The sequence below is a fragment of the Serratia sp. 121840015-1 genome (assembly GCF_053627655.1).
The window spans coordinates 552888-573659 of sequence record NZ_JBSEYF010000002.1 but is presented as its reverse complement, the minus strand read 5'-3'; the positions used below and the strand labels follow the sequence as shown (position 1 = coordinate 573659).

Sequence of the window (20772 nt, the reverse complement as noted above, 5' to 3'; positions counted from 1 at the left end):
GCCGGCCTGAAAGTAAAAAAGACGCGAAATCGCGTCTTTTTTTATCTCTGCGGGAAACTCGCGGCTAGATATGCAGTTCCTGCAGCTTCTCTTTCGGCAGCGCCAGCTCGTCGTTGTGGTTAACCACCACGTCGTTATCCAGGATGTGCTTGGCGATCTCCTGCGCTTCTTCCAGCGAGTGCATATGGTAAGTGCCGCACTGGTATTCGTTCAGCTCAGGGATTTTGCGCTGGTCGGTCACTTTCAGCACGTCGGCCATCGCCGCTTTCCACGCATCGGCTACGCGCTGCTCTTCCGGCACGCCGATCAGGCTCATGTAGAAACCGGTACGACAGCCCATCGGGGAGATGTCGATAATCTCCACGCCCTGGCCGTTCAGGTGGTCACGCATAAAGCCGGCGAACAGGTGCTCCAGCGTGTGAATGCCGCGCTCGGGCATCACTTCCAGGTTCGGGCGGCAAAAGCGCAGATCAAACACCGTGATGGTATCGCCATGAGGCGTTTTCATGGTTTTCGCAACGCGGACAGCCGGAGCTGCCATACGGGTATGATCGACGGTAAAGCTATCCAGCAATGGCATTTCGCTACCTCCTCGTAAAAGAGCATTTATTTCGAAACTTTTTTTCCTAACCGGGAAACCTTTTCTAACCCTGCGAGTCTGAGTATGTGAAAGACGCGCATTTGTTATCATCATCCCTGTCATCAGAGATGCATATTTGGCCACATTGATGTGGCCTTTTTCTTTTTCAGCTTCCGCCGTTTTGCTTCAGGAACGCTTCAAAGCTTAGCGTATCATTGGCTTCTATGTCGCGTTGGCGCTGCCACGAGGCTTCCCGCTCTTTATCCAGCTCGGCTTCGTTCAGGATTTGCAACGGCTCTTCCAGCAACGTCTGACGATACTGCTCCGCCAGCTGCAACCCGACGCGCCCAGTGCCTTCCGCCTTCATCGCCTTCAGAATGCGCGCAGAGAAGGTCAACTCAGGATCGTCGAACGCGGCAACCAGCTCATCGCACACCTGCTGGTATTGACGGTTGCCGGCTTCGCCGTCCAACACTTCCGCCACCCGACGCAGATCGGCGAACAGCGCCTTACCCACTTTTTCGAGCGGTTCATGGCTGGCGCCACAGCCGATGCCGATGGTCTGGCCCGGCTTGCGCCCTTCCAGAATCACCCGGTTCCAGTTCTTGCGCGTGCACAGCAGTTCATCGCTGCTCATCTCCGGCGCATCGGCCAGCGCGCACCACACCAGGAACAGATCCAGGAAACGCGCCTGCACCGCGTCCACGCCGATTGGCGAGAACGGGTTGATATCCAGCGAACGCACTTCGATATATTCGATGCCGCCGCGCAGCAGCGCGTCCGACGGCGTCTCGCCGCTTTGGGTCACGCGCTTCGGCCGGATCGGCGCATACAGCTCGTTCTCTATTTGCAGCACGTTGCTGTTCAGCTGCAGGTAGCGATCGCCCTCTTTCACGCCCATCTTGGCGAACTCTTCGGACGGCGTCGCGATCGCCCGCTTCAGACCGGCCACATAGCTGTGCAGATCGTTGAAGGTGATGCCCAAATTGCTCTGCGACTTGTTGGTGTAACCCAGGTCGCTCAGACGCAGCGAGGTGGCGTACGGCAGGTAGCACATCCCCTGCTCGGTGCGCTCGAACGGCAGATTGGTCTCACGCCCCTTGAGGAACGAAGAACAAATGGCCGGCGATGCGCCGAACAGATACGGGATCACCCAACCGAAACGGTAATAGTTGCGGATCAGGCGGAAATACCCCGCCGAGATCTGCTCTTTACCGCTTTCTGCGTCCTGCACGCCGGCCCAGGCCTGCCAAAACTCCAGCGGCAGCGAGAAGTTGTAGTGCACGCCGGAAATGGTCTGCATCAGCGCGCCGTAGCGATTCTTCAGCCCTTCGCGGTACAGCGTCTTCATGCGGCCGATGTTCGACGAACCAAACTGCGCCAGCTCGATATCCTGCTCGGCTTCGATAAAGCACGGCATGCTGAGCGGCCACATGCGCTCATCGCCGATATTGCGCGCCACGTAACGATGAATATCGCGCAGGAACGTCAGCAGGTGATCGATGTTGTCATCAACCGGCGTAATGAACTCTAACAGCGCTTCGGCGAAATCCGTGGTGATCCAGTGGTGCGTCAATGCCGCGCCCAGCTTTTCCGGATGCCCGGTGGTCGCCAAGGTGCCGTTCGGCGTGACCCGCAGCGTTTCACGCTCGATGCCACGACGAATGCCTTTTAATGCCTGGGGATGGGCTTCCAACCAAGAAAGCGCCTGTGATACGTCCGGGATCAAATTGACCTCCCGCTTCTAAAAACAATAACTCGTAAGCATACTGAATCCGCACCCGAGAGAATATTGAGTTATATTCACTTGGTTACTGCCACCAGGCGATACCCTGTACCGTTATCATAGCCAAAACGATGTAACGCAGCGCCTTTCCGATACACAGAAACAGCGCGACAGAGCCCCAGGGCATGCGCAGCCAACCTGCCAACACGCACAACAAATCGCCCACCACCGGCACCCAGCTGAGCAGCAGCGCAGCCGGGCCGAAGCGTTGCAGCCACCCGAGCGCCGTTGCCAGCCCCCGCTGTGGTTTCAACGCCGGTAACAGGCGCCCGATAATGACATTGGTCAAGCCACCCAGCGTGTTGCCCAGGGTCGCGGCCAGCACCAGCAACTCCGGCGAGACGCGACTCTGGGTCAGCAAGGCGACCAGAACGATTTCTGAATTTCCCGGCAGCAGCGTCGCACTGAGGAAGCTACTGCCAAATAACGATATTACGGCTAGCGTACTACTCACAGCGTACGGACGTCTACCACAGCCATACCGGCACTTTTCGCCGCCTGAATGCCGAAATCGGCGTCTTCAAACACCACGCATTTTTCCGGCGGCACGCCGATCAGTTCGGCACAGCGCAAGAAGGTGTCCGGCTCCGGTTTGTGGCGCTGCACGTCGTCCGCACCGACGATCGCGTCGAAGCAGTTGAACAGGCCGAGATGACGCAGCAGCATTTCCGCCATGCGGTGCTCGCTGCCGGTACCGACCGCCATCGGACGGCGGCCGTGATAGGACTTCACCACCTCGATCAGCGGCAATGGACGCACACTGTCCAACAGCATCGCTTCCACCGCGCGGGTTTTCTCCGCGGCCAGGTGATGGGGATCGAGATCGGCCTGATGGCTGGCGATAATCGCCTGGGCGATGCGCCAGGTCGGTGAACCGCTCAGCGCCACCATGGCCGCTTCATCAAACGTCATGCCATAACGGGACAGCACTTCACGCCACGCTTTGCGGTGCGTTGGCTCGGTGTCCAGAATCGTGCCGTCCATGTCGAAAATAAGACCCTGATAGCGGTCGTACATCGTTACTCCATGATCGTTGAGGAAAGAAAACTACTTTAGCGTAAAGCCGTTGGGTTGTCGCTGACTGCGTCATAACGGAATGTGCTGTGCCCGATCGGGCGCAAAGGAGGACGGGGGAGAGAGAATGGCTAAATGCTGAAAAGCGAAAAACCCGCCGAAGCGGGTTTCTCTTAGATGGTGCATCCAGGAGGATTCGAACCTCCGACCGCTCGGTTCGTAGCCGAGTACTCTATCCAGCTGAGCTATGGATGCATGTCTATTTTTTACTGCTTGCCTACTTCACTAACGAAGCATGACGGAAAGAATGGTGCATCCGGGAGGATTCGAACCTCCGACCGCTCGGTTCGTAGCCGAGTACTCTATCCAGCTGAGCTACGGATGCACAGGAATTCTTTTTTGATACCGTATGGTACGTTGTTACTACCCCACCATACTGCAAAATATGGTGCATCCGGGAGGATTCGAACCTCCGACCGCTCGGTTCGTAGCCGAGTACTCTATCCAGCTGAGCTACGGATGCAAATGGCGGTGAGGCGGGGATTCGAACCCCGGATGCAGCTTTTGACCGCATACTCCCTTAGCAGGGGAGCGCCTTCAGCCTCTCGGCCACCTCACCATACGCTTCTTTCGAATTGTGCCTAACTTGCTTTGGAGAAGCTCATCGGCACTGCGTGGCGCACATATTACTTTCTCCGACTTTTAAGTCAAACAATTTTTCCCAACTCATGTGCGTTTGCACAATTCGCACCCAACATGGGCGATTTCACGGCAAAAATGGCGTTTTATCAACAGGCAACCGCAACGTCTGCAGCAATAAAGCAGGAAACTAACCGGGAAAATAATCACGAAAAAGAGAGGGGAGAACGAAAGAAGTGGGTAAAACGATGCAGTAGCGTCTCGTCTGGCAACGAGACGCTGCTTCGGAATCAGTAAGTCGTCTGCTGAGACTTCTCTGCCTGAATGCGCTGATAGATTTCTTCACGGTGAACTGAAACCTCTTTGGGGGCGTTCACACCAATACGCACCTGGTTGCCTTTTACCCCTAGCACAGTGACCGTAACCTCATCGCCAATCATGAGGGTTTCACCAACTCGACGAGTCAGAATTAACATTCTTTGCTCCTTGAAAGATTAAAAGAGTCGGGTCTCTCAGTTTCCCCGTCATTATCCATCATATGTGGTGAAAACGTAAGCCGCGCAACCCACAATAAGTGTAAGCAGACTTGGTCCCACCTCAGATAATGGTAAGTTTAGCCGACCTGAAAAACTTTGTTCCCGCAATTGTAACTAAATTGTGTTAGCACAGTATGAAAACGCCATAATCAACAAAGTATTATGGCGTTTGTGCGTGCTATTTATTTATGTTCACAGCTTCGAGGCCACCCAGGCTTCTACGCTGTTTAACGCCGCTGGCAGGGCGTTGATATCCGTCCCCCCCGCCATCGCCATATCCGGGCGACCACCGCCCTTGCCGCCTACCTGCTGCGCCACGTTGCCGATCAACTCGCCGGCTTTCACGCGGTCAGTCAGATCCTTGGTCACGCCTGCAACCAGGCTGACTTTGTCATCAGCCGTCGTTGCCAACACGATGATGGCCGAACCCAATTGATTTTTCAGGTCATCCACCATGGTGCGCAGCATTTTGGCTTCGACATTGTCCAACTGGCTGACCAACAGCTTCACGCCGTTAACCATTTTTGCCTGGCTGGACAGCGACGCGCTTTCCTGCGCCGCCTGCTGATCTTTCAGCTGCTGCAGTTCTTTTTCCAGCGCGCGGGTGCGATCGAGCACCGAGCGCACTTTATCGCTCAGTGTGTTGCTGTCGCCCTTAACCAGCTGCGCAACGTCTTGCAACAAATCGCTTTGCTGGTGCAGCGTGGCGATAGCGCCTGCGCCGGTCACCGCTTCAATACGACGAATGCCCGCCGCGGTGCCCGACTCGCTCAGAATGCGGAACAGACCGATATCGCCGGTGCGGCTGGCATGAGTACCGCCACACAGCTCGGTGGAGAAGTCGCCCATGGTCAGTACGCGCACGTTGTCATCGTACTTCTCGCCGAACAGCGCCATCGCGCCCTTCTCTTTGGCATCTTCCAACGCCATCAGCTCGGTCTGTACCGGCAGGTTACGACGCACCTGCTGGTTCACCAGATCTTCCACCGCGCGGATTTGCTCCGGCTTCATCGCTTCGAAGTGCGAGAAGTCGAAACGCAGATATTTGTCGTTAACCAGCGAGCCTTTCTGCGCGACGTGGTCGCCCAGCGTTTGGCGCAGCGCGGCGTGCAGCAAGTGAGTCGCGGAGTGGTTCAGACGGATGCTGTTGCGGCGCTCAGCGTCTATCTGCGCATCCACGCGATCGTTCAGCTTCAGCGAGCCCTGCGCCAGTCTGCCCTGGTGGCCGATAGCCTGGCCGTATTTCTGGGTGTCGTTGACCACAAACTCTACGCCGGCGGCTTTCAGCACGCCTTTATCGCCGACCTGGCCGCCGGATTCACCGTAGAACGGCGTCTCATCCAATACCACCACCGCCTCTTCGCCGGCATTGATCTGATCGACCGGCTGGCCGTCGCGGAACAGCGCGATGACAGTTGCCTGCTGCTCGTCGTGATCGTAACCGCTGAACTGGCTGCTGCCGTCCACGCGGATCAGGCTGTTGTAGTCGGCGCCGAAACCGCTGGATTCACGCGCACGGCGGCGCTGCGCTTCCATCGCTTCTTCAAAGCCCGCTTCATCGACTTTCAGACCGCGTTCGCGGCAGACGTCAGCGGTCAGATCGACCGGGAAGCCGTAGGTATCGTACAAACGGAAAGCGGTTTCGCCGTCCAGGGTATCGCCCTGCAGCTTGGCCAACTCTTCGTCCAACAGCGCCAGGCCACGCTCCAGCGTGCGGGCAAACTGCTCCTCTTCGGTTTTCAGCACCTGCTCCACCAACGATTGCTGGCGTTTCAGTTCGTCGGCCGCCGGGCCCATCACTTCGATCAGTGGCGCCACCAGCTTGTAGAAGAAGGTGTCTTTCGCGCCCAGCATGTTGCCATGGCGGATCGCGCGACGAATGATGCGGCGCAGCACGTAGCCGCGGTTTTCGTTAGACGGGATCACGCCATCCGACACCAGGAAGGCGCAGGAACGGATGTGGTCGGCGATAACGCGCAGGGATTTGTTGTCCAGATCGGTTGCACCGGTCACTTTTGCCACGGCGGCGATCAGGGTACGGAACAGATCGATTTCGTAGTTGGAGTTCACATGCTGCAACACCGCCGCGATGCGCTCCAGGCCCATACCGGTATCCACCGAAGGTTTCGGCAGCGGCAGCATGGTGCCGTCGGACTGGCGGTTGAACTGCATGAAAACGATGTTCCAGATCTCGATGTAGCGGTCGCCGTCTTCTTCCGGGCTGCCAGGAGGGCCGCCCCAGATGTGATCGCCGTGATCGTAGAAAATCTCGGTGCACGGGCCGCATGGGCCGGTGTCGCCCATCTGCCAGAAGTTGTCGGAAGCGAAAGGCGCGCCCTTGTTGTCGCCGATGCGGATAATGCGCTCGGCCGGTACGCCGATTTGCTTCTGCCAGATGTCGAACGCTTCGTCATCGGTTTCATACACGGTGACCCACAGTCGCTCTTTCGGCAGGTTGAACCAGTTTTCACCGGTCAGCAGTTCCCACGCGTAGCTGATCGCGTCATGCTTGAAGTAATCGCCGAAGCTGAAGTTGCCCAGCATTTCAAAGAAGGTGTGGTGACGGGCGGTATAGCCGACGTTTTCCAGGTCATTGTGCTTGCCGCCTGCGCGCACGCAGCGCTGCGAGGTGGTGGCACGGGAATAGGCGCGTTTGTCCAGCCCCAGGAAAACATCCTTAAATTGGTTCATGCCGGCATTGGTAAACAGCAATGTCGGATCATTGTTAGGCACCAGGGAGCTGCTCGCTACAACCTGGTGACCCTTACTATGAAAGAAATCGAGAAACGCTTGACGGATCTCAGCGGTGCTCTTGCTCATAATTTTCCTGGAAAGGCTAGAATAACGACACGTGAGCCGGTGACGCGTCATCCCGACGATGACAACCAGCTCACGAACAAAAAGTGGGGATAAGATAAATTTTCTTCAGAGGGAAGTAAAACCCCGTGTGCGCTCATTGCGCAAAATCACGGTAAATTGACTGAATTTCTTCCTGGAAGAAGCCGCGATAGAGCAGATAGCGCTGCACTTTGGCTTTCTCTTTCCAGTCGGTTGGCAACGCATCGCCAAATTTTCGCTGCGCCACCTGTTTCGCCTGTTCACACCAGTCGATGTCGCATTCCGCCAGCGCGTCCTGCACCAGCGCTTTGTCGACGCCCTTTTGCATCAGTTCACTGCGGATACGCTGCGCACCGTAACCTTTGCGGCTGCGGCTGCCGATGTAGCTGTGAGCGAAACGCTTATCGTCTAGCCAATTATGCTGGTAACAGTAGGCAATAACCTGCTCGATCAGCGCAGGATCCACCGGCTCTTCAGCCCCCGGCGATGATGCCGGCGCATGTGGCCCCCTGCCGCCAAAACGGGCTTTCGCCACAAACGGCTGCGCCGCAAGTTTGCGGCGCAGTTCAGCTTCACTATGATCGCGTTGCGACAGCAGGCGCATGGCGCGGCTTAGCAAGTCATTCATCATTCAAGCCTGAATTTATGGGATATGCGCCACACGAACGGCGGCGCATATCTTCAGCGATTAGAACTGCTCGCTGGTTTCCGCTTCGTCGTCTTCGAAGTCGTCACCGGAAGCGGCCACCAGTTCACCGCCGCTGTGCAGCAGCAGGTCACGCAGCTTCTTATCCAGCTCAGCGGCGATAGCCGGGTTTTCTTTCAGGAAGTTACAGGCATTCGCCTTGCCCTGACCGATCTTCTCGCCGTTATAGCTGTACCAGGCGCCGGCTTTTTCGATCATCTTGTGCTTCACGCCCAGATCGACCAGCTCGCCACGGCTGTTGATGCCTTCGCCGTACATGATTTGGAACTCAGCCTGCTTGAACGGCGCAGCGATTTTGTTCTTCACCACTTTCACGCGGGTTTCGCTGCCCACCACTTCGTCGCCCTCTTTGATGGCGCCGATGCGGCGGATATCCAGACGCACCGAAGCGTAGAACTTCAGGGCGTTACCGCCGGTCGTGGTTTCCGGGTTGCCGAACATCACACCAATTTTCATACGGATCTGGTTGATGAAGATCAGCAGGGTATTGGCGTTTTTCAGGTTGCCGGCCAGCTTACGCATCGCCTGGCTCATCATGCGTGCCGCCAGGCCCATGTGCGAATCGCCGATTTCACCTTCGATTTCCGCCTTCGGCGTCAGCGCCGCCACGGAGTCGACGATGATAACGTCAACCGCGCCGGAGCGGGTCAGCGCATCACAGATTTCCAGCGCCTGCTCGCCGGTGTCCGGCTGGGAGCACAGCAGGTTGTCGATATCGACACCCAGCTTTTTCGCATAGACAGGATCCAGCGCGTGCTCGGCATCGATGAACGCACAGGTTTTGCCTTCGCGCTGCGCAGCGGCGATCACCTGCAGCGTCAGGGTAGTTTTACCAGAGGATTCCGGGCCGTAGATTTCGACGATGCGGCCCATCGGCAGGCCGCCGGCGCCCAGAGCGATATCGAGTGACAGTGAGCCGGTGGAGATCGTTTCCACGTCCATGGAGCGGTCTTCACCCAGGCGCATGATGGAGCCTTTGCCGAACTGTTTCTCAATCTGGCCCAGTGCCGCAGCTAACGCCTTTTGCTTGTTCTCATCAATAGCCATTTTTGCTCCTTCGTTTCGCAATGCCGGTGTTACCCCACACTGCCACTGAATGTATGTTGTGCAGGAAATGTCACTAATTATACTGTATGGTCATACAGTATCAAGCCTAATTTACAAAAATTCGTCGATGGCGGTTTGCAGCGCGAAAATCGTCGCCTGCAGCCGCACCGCGTCGCGGTCGCCCTCGAATTGCATCTTACGCGACAGCCCCCGGCCATCGCTGCCGGCGAAGCCGAACCACACGGTACCGACCGGCTTTTCCGCGCTGCCGCCGTCCGGGCCGGCGATGCCGCTCACCGATAGCGCCAGATCGGCCTGCGCCGCCCGCAGCGCCCCTATCGCCATCTCGCGCACCACCTCTTCGCTGACCGCGCCGTGCACCGCCAACGTGGCTTCGCGCACCCCTAGCAGGTCATGCTTCGCCGCATTGCTGTAGGTGACGAAACCGCGATCGAAATAGGCGGAGCTGCCGGCGATATCGGTAATGGCCTTGGCAATACCGCCGCCGGTGCAGGATTCTGCGCAGGTGATCCAGCGGCCCTGCGCCTTCAGTTTTTCCCCCACCAGCACGCTGAGCCGGCGCAGTTGGTTTTCACTCATAACCTCTCCCTCGCGAATTCAGGTATATGCGCCCGATAGTAGCATTTATCAAGGCGATGCGGCGGCCGACGCGTGGAAATGCGCAGCACCTCGCAGGAGGTGCGGTTTTAAGCGCCCAGCCAAGCTGCTAGTATCAAAAGAAGCGCCCCAGCGAGCGGCGGCGCACCAGCACAAGGAACATCACGGAGGCGGCACGCTGCGGCGGCGGCCTCAGGGCGCACCAGAAGAGATTAGGATGATAGCGTGAAAAAAACGTTGGCCGTATTCTTGCCGTTGTACACCACCACCCTGCTGCTGCTGTTGGGCTCGGGCCTGCTCACCACCTACGTCTCGCTGCGGCTGGCCTCCATCCACGTCAGCAGCGCGCTGATCGGCGCCATCATCGCCGCCAACTACATCGGGTTGGTGATCGGTGGCAAGGTGGGCCACTTTCTCATCGCCCGCGTCGGGCATATCCGCGCCTACGTGGCCTGCGCCGGCATCATTACCGCTGCGGTGCTGGGGCACGGCCTAACGGAGTTCATTCCCGCCTGGGTCGCCCTGCGCCTGGTGATCGGGCTGTGCATGATGTGTCAGTACATGGTGCTGGAAAGCTGGCTGAACGACCAGGCGGAATCCAACCAGCGCGGCATGGTGTTCGGCTTCTATATGGCAGCGACCTATCTCGGCATGTCGCTGGGCCAGATCGTGCTGATGCTGCAAAGCAACCTGGGCATCACCACGCTGCTGGTGATCGCGCTGTGCTTCGCGCTCTGTCTGGTGCCCATCGCCCTCACCACCCGCACCAATGCGCGCCACATGTCGCCGGCGCCGATGGAGCTGCGCTACTTTGTCGGCGCCATTCCCAAGGTGCTGGCCACCACGTTGGTGATCGGCATGGTGGTGGGCTCGTTTTACGGGCTGGCGCCGGTCTATGCCAGCCTGCAGTCCTTAACCACTCAACAAACCGGCCTGTTCATGGCACTGGCCATCTTCGCCGGGCTGGTGGCGCAGTTCCCACTCAGCTGGCTGTCGGATCGCTATAGCCGCCCGTTGCTGATGCGACTCAACGCTATTTTCCTGATCGTGGCGGCGCTGCCGCTGGCGCTGCTGCCGCACATCGATTTCCCGCTGTTGCTGGCGGTGGGATTCGTCGTCAGCATGCTGCAGTTTACGCTTTACCCGTTGGTAGTGGCGCTGGCCAACGATCTGATTGAGCCGGAGCGCCGCGTATCGCTGGCCGCCTGCCTGCTGATGGCGTTCGGCGTCGGCGCCAGCATCGGGCCCTTGGCGGTCGGCGCGCTGATCGAGCCGCTTGGCGGTAATATCCTGTACGCCTTCTTCGCCCTGTGCGGCGTGCTGCTGGCGGCCCTCAGCCGCACGGCGAAAGCGGAGGAACCTCAGCTGGCGCAGGACGCACCGGTGCCGCATATTCCGCTGCCGGACAGCCTCGCCAGTTCGCCGCTGTCGCCGGCGCTCAATCCGACCTTCGATGAGCAGATCATTCACGACACCATGCCGCCGCCGGAAGCGGCGCCCGATGTCGACGAGCCGCAGCCCGAGGAACAGGAGGCGGAGCCCCTGCCTCAGGGGGCCGATCCGCAAGAGGATACCGGCCTGAAAAAGGCGCACGCCATGCTGTAAACGGCGGCGCTACAGATCCTGGAAGGAGCCCAGCATAAAACCGCGTTCGGCGATCGCCGCTTTCAGCGTCGGCGCGGTCAACACATCCAGCTCGACGAGGCGCGGATGACAGTATTTGCTCTGCAGGATCGTCGCGTCAAGGAACGCCGGATGGCACATCATTTCCAATGACTCGGCGCCCTGCTCGTCGGCGCGCGTCAACCGCTGCAGGAACAAGGCTTCGGAAATCATTTCACCGTAGAATCCCGCGTCAAACGCGTCGGTGCTGCAGAGCGTCTGCAACGTAATATCGCGCCGTTTCGCCTCTTCGCGATCGAGACGCAGCGGCAGACCCTGCGCCTGCGCAAACGCCTCCACCAGCGGGTAAATCTGCGGCTGCATATGCACATGGTGGTGGCTGTCGATGTGCGTCGGCGGCCTGCCGAACAGCGTCACAAACCGCGCGAACTGGCGCTGCAGTTCCTCCTGAATCTCGTCCAGCTGCAGCTCGCCGGCCTCGGCGCGGCACCACAGCCATTTACCCAGTTCGCCATGCTCGTTGACCAGCGAAGGCATGGCGCCCAGCGGCCTGCCATGGGTCAAAACGAAATGCAGCCCGATCGGCAGCCCCGGATATTGCCGGCTGAGCGCCGCCGCGTGCTGGGCGCCGCCGCCGTTCACCATCGCCGTGGTAGAAGAAACCACGCCATGCTGATACGCCTCGATGACGCCGTAGTTTTGCCCCTTGCTCAGGCCGAAGTCGTCGGCATTCACGATCAGTAGTTTTTCCATAATGGCTCCCGCGAGATGGATTTTTGGCAAGGGAAGCCCGACCGACCGACGCGGCATTCCCCTTCGCTAAGGTAAAAATCGAATGATTAACCGGCCGGCGGCCTGAAGCTCATCGGCATATCGGCGTTGATACTGATCGGGAGCGGCCCTAAAGAGGGCCGTAGCACTTTTTTCGGTAGTTGCCTGGGGTCACGTCGGTGAGCCGCTTGAAGTTCTTAATGAACAGGCTGACATCGCCATAGCCGGAATCAAAGGCGATATCGGAAACCGAAGAGTTGGTGACCTCCAGCTGCGTCTTGGCGAAATTGATGCGGATCTCATTGATTACCTGCATCGGCGTCTTATGGTAGTAACGCCGCATCGCCCGGGTCAGATACTCCTGGGTCTTCCCCGACAGCGCCACCATGTTCGCCAACGCCCTTTCGCCGAACATCGCCTTGTCATGCATGCCGGCCAGAGTGTTCTTCAGCCACTGCGGGATATCATCGCCGCCGTCGTTTTCTTCCTTATAGTGACGAATGCGGCTGATCACATAGAAAGTCAGCGTTTCGAGAAATTCGGCGAAATCATCCTCGCGAAACTGCGGCGAACTCACCACCGATTCGATATAGGCCAAAAACTCGCTCCTCAGGCTGTAGGCCTGCGAGGCGACGAAGCAGCGCGGCAGCTGCTGCAAATAGTGCTCTTCAAAGAACGCTTTGCTGACCGCCACGTTGAAGATTTTCGTCGCGCCGAACTCGTAAAAGCTCTGGTGGTAGGAGCCGATAGGGATAAAGACGAAATCCCCGCGTTCCAGCAGTACCCGCTTGCCGTTGATCTCCTGGTAGCACTTGCCGCTCAGCACGATGGTGAACTCGTAATAGTCGTGCTGATGCAGCCCAGTGGCGCTTTCCACCTTGTTGTAGATAAACAGGTGAAAATCTTTGCAGTTAAAAAAATCCTGCTCGCGAATCAGCTTCACGTCGTTCGCACTCAGCGAAATTCGGTTGTCGGACACGGCGCCGGCCTCCCGTTAGTCAAATCCGTTGCGTCTGGCCGCCTCGGCAAACCAGTAGCCGCTTTTCTTGATGGTGCGGCGCTGATCCGCCCGATCCAGCCGCACCAGCCCATAACGATTCTTGTAGGCGTTCAGCCAGGACCAGCAGTCGATAAAGGTCCACAGATGATAGCCTTTGCACTGCGAGCCTTCCGCCAGCGCGCGGTGCAGCCATTTCAGGTGCTCGCGAATAAAGTCGATGCGGTAATCGTCCTCCACCCGCCCATCGGCGCCGATAAACGCCTCTTCGCCTTCAACGCCCATGCCGTTTTCCGAAATATAACAAGGCAGATTGCCGTAGTTCTCTTTCAGATCCATCAGGATGTCGTACAGCCCCTTTTCGTAGATCTCCCAGCCGCGGTGCGGATTGATTTTGCGGCCCGGCATTGCATAGTAACTGAACAAATCCTCCGGCGATGCGATCGGCCCCTCGGCACGGCGCCCCTCTTTCGCCTGCACCCTGCGCGGTTGGTAATAGTTGACGCCGAGGATGTCCACCACGCCGTCTTCAATCAGCTGCGCATCCTGCGGCTCGCAGTGGGGCATCAGCCCATGCCGCTCCAGCAGCTGCAGCAACGCCGCCGGATAACGCCCTTTGGCGACCGGATCGAGGAAACTGCGGTTGAGCAGCAGATCGGCGTCGTGTGCAGCCTGCCGATCCTCCGACGCATCGGAACGCGGATAGGTCGGGCTCAGGTTCAAAATAATGCCGATATTCCCCGGCAGCTCCCGCGCTCTGAAACGCTGCACCGCCATGGCATGCGCCAGTACGCTGTGATACGCCACGGTGACCGCCCGTTTGAAGTCCACTACGCAAGGATAGTGCAGGTCATTCAGGTAACCGGCCTCCACCGGCACGATCGGCTCGTTGAAGGTGAACCAGTGGGTGACCCGATCGCCAAACAGACCGAAACAGGTATCGGCGTAACGCGCATAGGCTTCGACCACCGCCCGGCTTTCCCAGCCGCCGCGCTGCTGCATGCACAGCGGCATATCGAAGTGGTAGAGATTGATAAACGGGGTGATGCCCTGCGCCAGCAGCTCGTCGATCATCGCGTTATAGAAGGCCACCGCCTGCGGGTTCACCTCGCCGTCGCCGTCCGGGATCAGCCGCGACCACGAGATCGACGTTCTAAAGGTATTGTGGCCCAGCGTTTTGAGCAGCCCGATATCGGTACGGAAATGGTCGTAAAAGGTTGAGGCCTCGCCCGGCCCCACCCGATCGTGAAAGCGCTCGGGCGCGATCTCGTACCAATAGTCGAAGATGTTGCGGCTCTTGCCGTCCCGTGCGGCCGCCCCTTCAGACTGCGGCGCGGAGGTGGCGCTGCCCCACCAGAACCCGTCGGCAAATTGATATTCCATACTTGCGTCCCTCGCGGGGCGGCCACGCCGCCCCGTTCCACTGTTAGAATTTCAGCGCCTTGGCGATGTCTTCTTCGCTTTCCGTCGCTGCGTCGATCTGGCTCTGCGCCTTGTTGGAGATCGCCACGAACGGCAGATAAATCACGGTGGCGACCGCCAGGTTGAACAGGCTCAGCAACAGGGCCATGATGCTGCCGTTGGTGTTGAAGAACGCCCCCAGGCCGACCGGCATGGTCCAGGGCGCGATGTTGGTGATCGGCGGGATCAGCCCGGAGTAATAAGCCAGCGAGGTGATGATGGTCAGTACCGGCTGCACCAGGATGAACGGAATGAACATCACCGGGTTCATGATCACCGGCAGGCCGAACAGAATCGGTTCGTTGATCTGGAAGATGCCGGACGGCGTCGCCAGCTTGGCGACCTGGCGGTAATCTTCGCGGCGCGAGGCAATGAAGATGGCGATGATCAGGCCCAGCGTCGAGCCGGTGCCGCCGAGGTAGATGTAGGAGTCGACAAACGGCTTCGCCCACATATGGAACTCTTTGCCGGCGGCCACCGCCGCTTCGACCGAACCGTATTTGTTGTACAGCTCCACGTTTTCCAGCGCGAACGGCGTCATGATGCCGCTGTCCAGCGCCGCCAGCGCCATGGAGCCGTGCACCCCAAAGAACCACAGCAGCGAAGAGAACAGCACGTACACCCAGCCCACCACGCTGCCCATCTTGGCCAGCGGCGCCGAAATGCCGTCCATGATGATCTGGTGGAAGTTGGTGCCCCAGTGCGCCAGCGCGAACGCCACCAGCCCCATGATGGAGAGGATGATGAAACCGGGGATCAGCGCCGAGAAGGAGCGCGACACCGAAGCCGGCACGCTGTCCGGCAGGCTGATCACCCAGTTGCGCCGCACGATGAAAGCGAACATCTCGGCCACCACCAGCCCGATCACCATACCGGAAATGATGTTGGCGCCGCCCAGCCAGTTGGCGCCTACCGCATAGGCCTCGCCGACGTTAAACGGCGTGACGGTCATAAAGGCCGCCACCGCCAGCAATGCCGAAGCCAACGGATCGACCTTGCGCTCTTCAGCCAACGCCATGCTGATAAAGAACGGCGTCATCAGGGACATGATCCCCAGCGTGCCGTTGTAAACGCTGCCGCCGATGCTCTTCAGCCCGTTCAGCGTCTCGATGGTGGAAGCATCCAGGCGCACGCCCAGCGAATAGAAGAACGATCCTTCGCCGAAGCTCAGGAACACGTTGTTGATCAACACGAACATCGCCCCGGTCAAGGTCAGCGGCATCAGGCGGATAAAGCCGTTCTTGATGGCGTTGACGTGGGGCTGCTTACCGATTTTTACGGCGAAAGGCAGGATAACCTTCTCGAGCGAGGCAATGAGGGTATTCACGGCGGCCTCCTGTTATTGATTGGCTTTCTTGATGGCGGCCACCGCGGCCTTCAGCACCCCCAGCCCATCGACCTTGCCGTACAGCAGCGGATCGATGACTTCAACAGGTTTGTTGGGCAGCTGTTTTTGCACTTCCGGCAAGGTGTAGGCGATCTGCGGCCCCAGCAGGATCAGATCCGCTTCAACGCCTTTCTCCGCGGCCAGCGCCTCCGGATAGGCGGCGATGATCACCGGTACTTCGTATTTCTCGGCCTGCGCCTTCATTTTTGATACCAACAGGGAAGTGGACATACCGGCAGAACAAAACAGATAGATTTTTTTCTTTTCCATACCAAGCACCTCAGATAATCAAAAAAACCCCGTGTTATTTGTATGCCAGATGCAATCACGATTGCTTCACGCACATTCCTTATGAAAATTTCCGTCACGTTGCCCTGGTTGCAGACAGTATACGGAGCATGAAAAACGGATCGGTAAGCCAGCGAGGATAATAACCGTCTCTCCTTGACCTACTGGCTTGACCCTCTTCACATTTCACATAAAAAAATAGTGTGACCGGGCTCTCAAATAACCGATAAAAACTCGGAATATTCGCAATAAATACTCAAATAGCAATTATAAACAGCCAGTTATAAACTCGCCGGGAATTTAAGGGATTATTTGCGCCCGAACAAACGAAGGGAGAGTAAAAATAGTTCAAGCTTGATTCGCTTACTTGCCATCCGAACGCGATGGCCGGTAAAGAAGATTAGGTGGGCAGACGCAGCAACTCGATCACTGTGGTCAGCGCCACGGAATGATTCCTGCGGTTGGGATAATAGAGGTAAAAACCGGGAAACGGCGCGCACCAGTCGGCCAACACCCGCCGCAGCCGCCCGCTCGCGAGGTGTTCTTCCACCTCCTGTTCGATGGCGAAAGCGATGCCGACGTGCGCCAACGCCGCCTGCAGCAACAGCCTGGCGTCATCCACGATAAGCGGGCTGTTGACCGCCACGGAAAATCGCTGCTCGCCCTGCTGAAATGCCCATTTGTAGCGCTCGCCCGAAGAGGCCTTGCGCCAACCGATGCAGCGGTGCTGCAGCAAATCCTGTGGATGCGTCAGTTCGCCGTGCCGTTGAAAATAGTCCGGCGTGGCGACGATGGCAAAACGCAGATCCGGCGTCAGGCGCACCGCACGCATATCGTTGTGCAGATCCTCGCCGAGCCGAATACCGGCGTCAAAGCCTTGCTCGACGATGTTGGCAAACCCTTCGTCCGCCACTACCTCCAGCGTAATGCCGGGGTACTCGCTGGCCAACCGCCCCAGATGCGGTACGATGGCGAGATCGATCGCCGAACGCGGCGCGTTGATGCGCACCAGGCCGCGTGGCCCTTCGCGAAACGCATTCAGGCTCTCCAGCGCGGCGTCGATGTCGGTAAAGGCCGGCACCAGCTGTGCCAACAGATGCTCACCGGCCTCCGTCGGCGAGACGTTGCGGGTGGTGCGGTTCAGCAGGCGAATGCCCACCTGCGCTTCCAGTTCGCGCAGGGTGTGGGTCAGCGTCGGCGGCGTCACGCCCAGTCGGGCGGCGGCGCGGCGGAAGCTGCGTTCACTGGCGATAGCCACGAAGGCTGCCAGGCCGGACAATTCGGGTTTCTTCATGCTATTAATATAAATTATCTAATAGTGAGATGAATTTTTAGCGGATAGTTATCCGTCATCTAACAACATAGCATTGCGATCGAACCCATTACCAGGTATCGATGCGATGATTAATACTACAGCCCCAACTCATGAAACGCCGCGCCGTCTGGCTGACAAAGTCGTGCTGGTAAGCGGCGGCGGCACCGGTATCGGCCGCGCAGCCGCGCTGGCCTATGCCCGCGAAGGCGCAAAAGTGGCGCTGGCCGGCCGGCGTGCGGCGGAAATCGAAGCCACGGCGCGCGACATCGCGCTCGCCGGCGGCGACGCCCTGCCCATCGTGGCCGACGTCTCCCAGGAAAACGACATCCGCAGGCTGCTCGCCACGGTGACCGCCCACTACGGCCGGCTCGACGTCGCCTTCAACAACGCCGGCATCATCGGCAACTTCGCCCCCATCACCGAACAGAGCAGCGAGGATTTTGACCGCGTGATCGCCATTAACCTCCGTGGCGTCTGGCTGGCGATGAAATACGAGATTGAAACCTTCCTGGCGCAACATTCAGGCGGCGTGATCGTTAACACCTCCTCCTGGCTGACCCACGGCGCGCTCGCCGGCTCATCCAGCTATTCCGCCAGCAAAGGCGCGCTCGATGCGATGATCCGCGCGGTGGCGCTCGAATACAGCGGCCAGGGCATCCGCGTCAACAACATCAACCCCGGCATCATCGACACGCCGATGGCGCGCGGCAGCGTGGCCGACAGCGCGGCGTTCGCGCCCTTTATCGCCCACACGCCCGCCGGCCGCCTGGGCGAATCGGAAGACATCGGCGATGTGGCGCTGTGGCTGGCGACGGACGAAGCCCGCTTCATCACCGGCCAAAGCCTGCTGGTGGACGGCGGTTACACCATCGCCGGCATGCGCTGAGGGGGCGACGCCATGAATTACGTTCGGCTTGGCGACAGCGGCCTGCAGGTGTCCCGCCTTTGTCTGGGCGGCATGACCTACGGCGATCCGGCCTGGCGGCCCTGGGTGCTGAAAGAAGAGCAAGCGCGCCCCTTTATCCGTGAGGCGCTGGAGACGGGCATCAATTTTTTCGATACCGCCAACATTTACTCCGGCGGAGAAAGCGAGCGCATTCTCGGCCGCGCGCTGAAGGCGTTCGCCCGTCGTGAAGACGTGGTGATCGCCACCAAAGCCTACTTTCCGATGGACGCGCAGCCGAACAGCCGCGGGCTGTCGCGCAAACACCTGCTGCACAGCGTCGACGCCTCCTTGCAGCGGCTAGGAACGGATTACCTCGATTTGTTCGTCCTGCACCGCTTCGATACCGAAACGCCGATCGAAGAAACTGCCGACACCCTCGACGGCCTGGTGCGGGCGGGCAAGATCCGCTATCTCGGCGCGTCTTCACTGCACGCCTGGCGCCTGATGAAAATGCTGGCCTTTCAACGTCAGCACCGCCTGGCGCCGTTTATTTCGTTGCAAAGCCAATACAACCTGGTGACGCGTGAAGACGAAGAAGAATTGATCCCGCTGTGCCTGGAGGAAGGTCTTGGCCTGACGCCCTGGTCGCCGCTGGCCCGCGGCGTGTTGGCCGGCTCCGCCAGTGGCGGCACGCTGCGCGCCGCCACCGACGAACAGGCGCCCCGTTGGTACGGCGGCAGAAACGAGGTGGAATGCACCGTCGCTGCCGTAGCGGAGGTGGCGGCCGCGCGCGGCGTTCCACCGGCGCAGATCGCGCTGGCCTGGCTGTTGGCCAAACCCGGCGTAGCGTCGCCGCTGGTGGGCATGTCCAAGCCACACCATCTGCAGGATGCGCTGGCGGCGCTCGACCTCAGGCTATCGCCGGAAGACGTGGCCGCGCTGGAGGCGCCAATGGCACACGCTGCCCGCCCCGAGCGCTGGTAGCCCCCTTTCCCTCATTCCCGGAGAGAAACATGTCATACGCTGTTACCGCGCGAGCGGCGTTGTTCACCCTCGCTGCCGCATTCACCCTTAGCGCGCCGGCGCAGGCCGCCGTCAGCGCAGACTGCACAGAAAGCAGCATAACGCTGCCGCCCGGCGCACTTTACCCCAACGGCATCGCCCGCGCGGCGGACGGTACGCTGTATGTCGGGCTGATCACCAGCGGCAACGTGCTGCGCAAACGGCCGGGTCAGGCGTGGGAAACCTTCTTCCCCGGCGCTGACACGGTGTTCGCCTCAAACGCGCTGCGGCTGGACGAACGGCGCGGGCTGCTGTGGGGGAACTCGCCGGACTTTCTCTCCGGCGGCAAAACGCGCGCCAACCGCATCTATGCGCTGAACGTCGTGGATGGCACCCTCAACCGCAGCCTGGCGCTGCCGGCGGGGGAAATGGGCAACGATATCGTGCTCGGCGCAGACGGCACGGTGTACGTGACGGAAACCCGCGGCGGCGGCATCCTGAGCCTGCGGCCGGGCGAAACGGCCTTCAGTACGCTGTATCGGGATCCGCAATTGGCGGCTCCCAGCGGGTTGGGGGCCGCCGGGATCGTGCTGCTCGACGACCGGCTGATGGCAGTCGCCAATTTCGGCACCGGTAAGCTCTACGCCCTCAGCTATAACGATCCAAAGCCGCAGCTGACGGAAATGCAGCTGCCGCGCCTCATCGAAAACCCGGACGGGATGGGGTTGGCACCGGACGGCGCGCTGATCGTGCTGGAAAACGGGATCCAGAGCGGCCAGGGGCGGATCCTGCGGATCCCTTCCCCCAAGGCGGCAGGCATGCACCGCATTGAGATCTTGCGCGAAGGCATGGAGTCGCCGGTCAACCTGACTATCACGCCACAAGGCTGCGCCTTCGTCAGCGAATCGCGCATCCGCCACCGCCTGCTGCCCGGCCATGAAACCGAAGTGCCCGACAGCTTCCGCCTCTATCAACTGCCTTTGCCTCTCACCGCCGCGCAATAACCTTTCCACCACCACTGCGGGCGGCGACTTGCGTTGTTGCCCGCAGGCGAACAACAATCTCGCTGCGTTACAAACCGGCCTTGCGCAGCGCTTCCCATTTTTACCTGTGACAGCCGATTGCCCGCTAGGCTAGTATAAGCGTCTGTGCAAACCTCGGGTTTGAGCGCGCCGTCTGGCGTTTTGATGATTTGATTTGCGCCGCCCGGCAAGCGCTAAAGGGGGCGGGCCTGCTGAAACAATGTGATAGCGAATGATGACAATGAAAATCACAGTG

The 20772-nt window shown here is 59.4% G+C and carries 20 protein-coding genes and 4 tRNA genes; 5 read left to right on the top strand and 19 right to left on the bottom strand.

What is annotated here, in order from left to right:
• Positions 1-64: 64 nt before the first annotated feature.
• The 10 genes from luxS to alaS form a co-directional block, all read right to left on the bottom strand.
• Positions 65-580, bottom strand: coding sequence for an S-ribosylhomocysteine lyase (luxS, locus tag ACUXAC_RS16130; protein ID WP_019455133.1), 516 nt, complete (start codon positions 578-580; stop codon positions 65-67).
• Between the two features lie 166 nt (positions 581-746).
• Positions 747-2309, bottom strand: a complete 1563-nt coding sequence (gene gshA, locus ACUXAC_RS16125; RefSeq protein ID WP_387443256.1) for a glutamate--cysteine ligase — start codon at positions 2307-2309, stop codon at positions 747-749.
• Between the two features lie 82 nt (positions 2310-2391).
• Positions 2392-2820 carry a YqaA family protein gene (locus tag ACUXAC_RS16120; RefSeq protein ID WP_004932520.1) on the bottom strand — a complete coding sequence of 143 codons (429 nt, stop codon included), beginning with the start codon at positions 2818-2820 and terminating at the stop codon, positions 2392-2394.
• Positions 2817-3383: a fructose-1-phosphate/6-phosphogluconate phosphatase gene (gene yqaB, locus ACUXAC_RS16115; protein ID WP_033637176.1), complete on the bottom strand. Its 567-nt coding sequence runs from the start codon at positions 3381-3383 to the stop codon at positions 2817-2819. The genes ACUXAC_RS16120 and yqaB overlap by 4 nt, the downstream gene beginning before the upstream one ends.
• Positions 3384-3558: 175 nt before the next feature.
• Positions 3559-3635 (bottom strand) — tRNA-Arg (locus ACUXAC_RS16110).
• A 53-nt stretch (positions 3636-3688) separates the two neighbouring features.
• A tRNA-Arg gene (locus ACUXAC_RS16105) sits at positions 3689-3765 on the bottom strand.
• Positions 3766-3826: 61 nt separating this feature from the next.
• Positions 3827-3903, bottom strand: a tRNA-Arg gene (locus ACUXAC_RS16100).
• Positions 3904-3906: 3 nt separating this feature from the next.
• Positions 3907-3999: transfer RNA gene (locus ACUXAC_RS16095), tRNA-Ser, on the bottom strand.
• Between the two features lie 310 nt (positions 4000-4309).
• The gene (gene csrA, locus ACUXAC_RS16090; RefSeq protein ID WP_004091602.1) at positions 4310-4495 is read right to left on the bottom strand and encodes a carbon storage regulator CsrA; all 186 of its coding nucleotides are present in this window, start codon (positions 4493-4495) and stop codon (positions 4310-4312) included.
• A gap of 252 nt (positions 4496-4747) precedes the next feature.
• Positions 4748-7375 carry an alanine--tRNA ligase gene (gene alaS, locus ACUXAC_RS16085; RefSeq protein WP_387443244.1) on the bottom strand — a complete coding sequence of 876 codons (2628 nt, stop codon included), beginning with the start codon at positions 7373-7375 and terminating at the stop codon, positions 4748-4750.
• Between alaS and ACUXAC_RS16080 the strand changes: the two genes are divergently transcribed.
• Positions 7325-7468 (top strand): hypothetical protein, encoded by a 144-nt coding sequence (locus ACUXAC_RS16080; protein ID WP_162091232.1) that lies wholly within the window; start codon positions 7325-7327, stop codon positions 7466-7468. The two genes, alaS and ACUXAC_RS16080, sit on opposite strands and share 51 nt — an antisense overlap.
• Positions 7469-7508: 40 nt before the next feature.
• On the opposite strand, the gene recX is transcribed toward ACUXAC_RS16080, so the two are convergent.
• The 3 genes from recX to pncC form a co-directional block, all read right to left on the bottom strand.
• The gene (gene recX, locus ACUXAC_RS16075) at positions 7509-8021 is read right to left on the bottom strand and encodes a recombination regulator RecX (protein ID WP_060440746.1); all 513 of its coding nucleotides are present in this window, start codon (positions 8019-8021) and stop codon (positions 7509-7511) included.
• Between the two features lie 60 nt (positions 8022-8081).
• A complete protein-coding gene (recA, locus tag ACUXAC_RS16070) occupies positions 8082-9146 on the bottom strand; it encodes a recombinase RecA (protein WP_060425321.1) in 1065 nt (354 codons plus the stop codon).
• Between the two features lie 111 nt (positions 9147-9257).
• Positions 9258-9746 carry a nicotinamide-nucleotide amidase gene (pncC, locus tag ACUXAC_RS16065; protein ID WP_147839750.1) on the bottom strand — a complete coding sequence of 163 codons (489 nt, stop codon included), beginning with the start codon at positions 9744-9746 and terminating at the stop codon, positions 9258-9260.
• A gap of 243 nt (positions 9747-9989) precedes the next feature.
• On the opposite strand from pncC, the gene ACUXAC_RS16060 reads away from it, so the two are divergent.
• Positions 9990-11369 carry an MFS transporter gene (locus ACUXAC_RS16060; RefSeq protein WP_387443239.1) on the top strand — a complete coding sequence of 460 codons (1380 nt, stop codon included), beginning with the start codon at positions 9990-9992 and terminating at the stop codon, positions 11367-11369.
• A gap of 9 nt (positions 11370-11378) precedes the next feature.
• On the opposite strand, the gene chbG is transcribed toward ACUXAC_RS16060, so the two are convergent.
• The 6 genes from chbG to ACUXAC_RS16030 form a co-directional block, all read right to left on the bottom strand.
• The gene (chbG, locus tag ACUXAC_RS16055; RefSeq protein WP_387443237.1) at positions 11379-12140 is read right to left on the bottom strand and encodes a chitin disaccharide deacetylase; all 762 of its coding nucleotides are present in this window, start codon (positions 12138-12140) and stop codon (positions 11379-11381) included.
• Between the two features lie 148 nt (positions 12141-12288).
• Positions 12289-13137 (bottom strand): transcriptional regulator ChbR, encoded by an 849-nt coding sequence (chbR, locus tag ACUXAC_RS16050; protein WP_060425318.1) that lies wholly within the window; start codon positions 13135-13137, stop codon positions 12289-12291.
• Positions 13138-13152: 15 nt separating this feature from the next.
• On the bottom strand, positions 13153-14538 hold the full coding sequence (locus tag ACUXAC_RS16045) for a glycoside hydrolase family 1 protein (protein ID WP_387443234.1): 1386 nt from the start codon (positions 14536-14538) through the stop codon (positions 13153-13155).
• Between the two features lie 43 nt (positions 14539-14581).
• The gene (chbC, locus tag ACUXAC_RS16040) at positions 14582-15943 is read right to left on the bottom strand and encodes a PTS N,N'-diacetylchitobiose transporter subunit IIC (RefSeq protein ID WP_049200339.1); all 1362 of its coding nucleotides are present in this window, start codon (positions 15941-15943) and stop codon (positions 14582-14584) included.
• A gap of 12 nt (positions 15944-15955) precedes the next feature.
• Positions 15956-16273 carry a PTS sugar transporter subunit IIB gene (locus ACUXAC_RS16035; RefSeq protein ID WP_004932561.1) on the bottom strand — a complete coding sequence of 106 codons (318 nt, stop codon included), beginning with the start codon at positions 16271-16273 and terminating at the stop codon, positions 15956-15958.
• A 418-nt stretch (positions 16274-16691) separates the two neighbouring features.
• The gene (locus tag ACUXAC_RS16030) at positions 16692-17585 is read right to left on the bottom strand and encodes a LysR family transcriptional regulator (protein WP_387443230.1); all 894 of its coding nucleotides are present in this window, start codon (positions 17583-17585) and stop codon (positions 16692-16694) included.
• A 106-nt stretch (positions 17586-17691) separates the two neighbouring features.
• Between ACUXAC_RS16030 and ACUXAC_RS16025 the strand changes: the two genes are divergently transcribed.
• The 3 genes from ACUXAC_RS16025 to ACUXAC_RS16015 are packed head-to-tail and all read left to right on the top strand — an operon-like array spanning position 17692 to position 20498.
• Positions 17692-18492, top strand: coding sequence for an SDR family NAD(P)-dependent oxidoreductase (locus tag ACUXAC_RS16025; RefSeq protein WP_049200335.1), 801 nt, complete (start codon positions 17692-17694; stop codon positions 18490-18492).
• 12 nt (positions 18493-18504) lie between these two features.
• Positions 18505-19476, top strand: a complete 972-nt coding sequence (locus tag ACUXAC_RS16020) for an aldo/keto reductase (protein WP_201967049.1) — start codon at positions 18505-18507, stop codon at positions 19474-19476.
• Positions 19477-19505: 29 nt separating this feature from the next.
• Positions 19506-20498 carry a hypothetical protein gene (locus tag ACUXAC_RS16015; protein WP_454266779.1) on the top strand — a complete coding sequence of 331 codons (993 nt, stop codon included), beginning with the start codon at positions 19506-19508 and terminating at the stop codon, positions 20496-20498.
• The last annotated feature ends 274 nt before the right edge of the window (positions 20499-20772 follow it).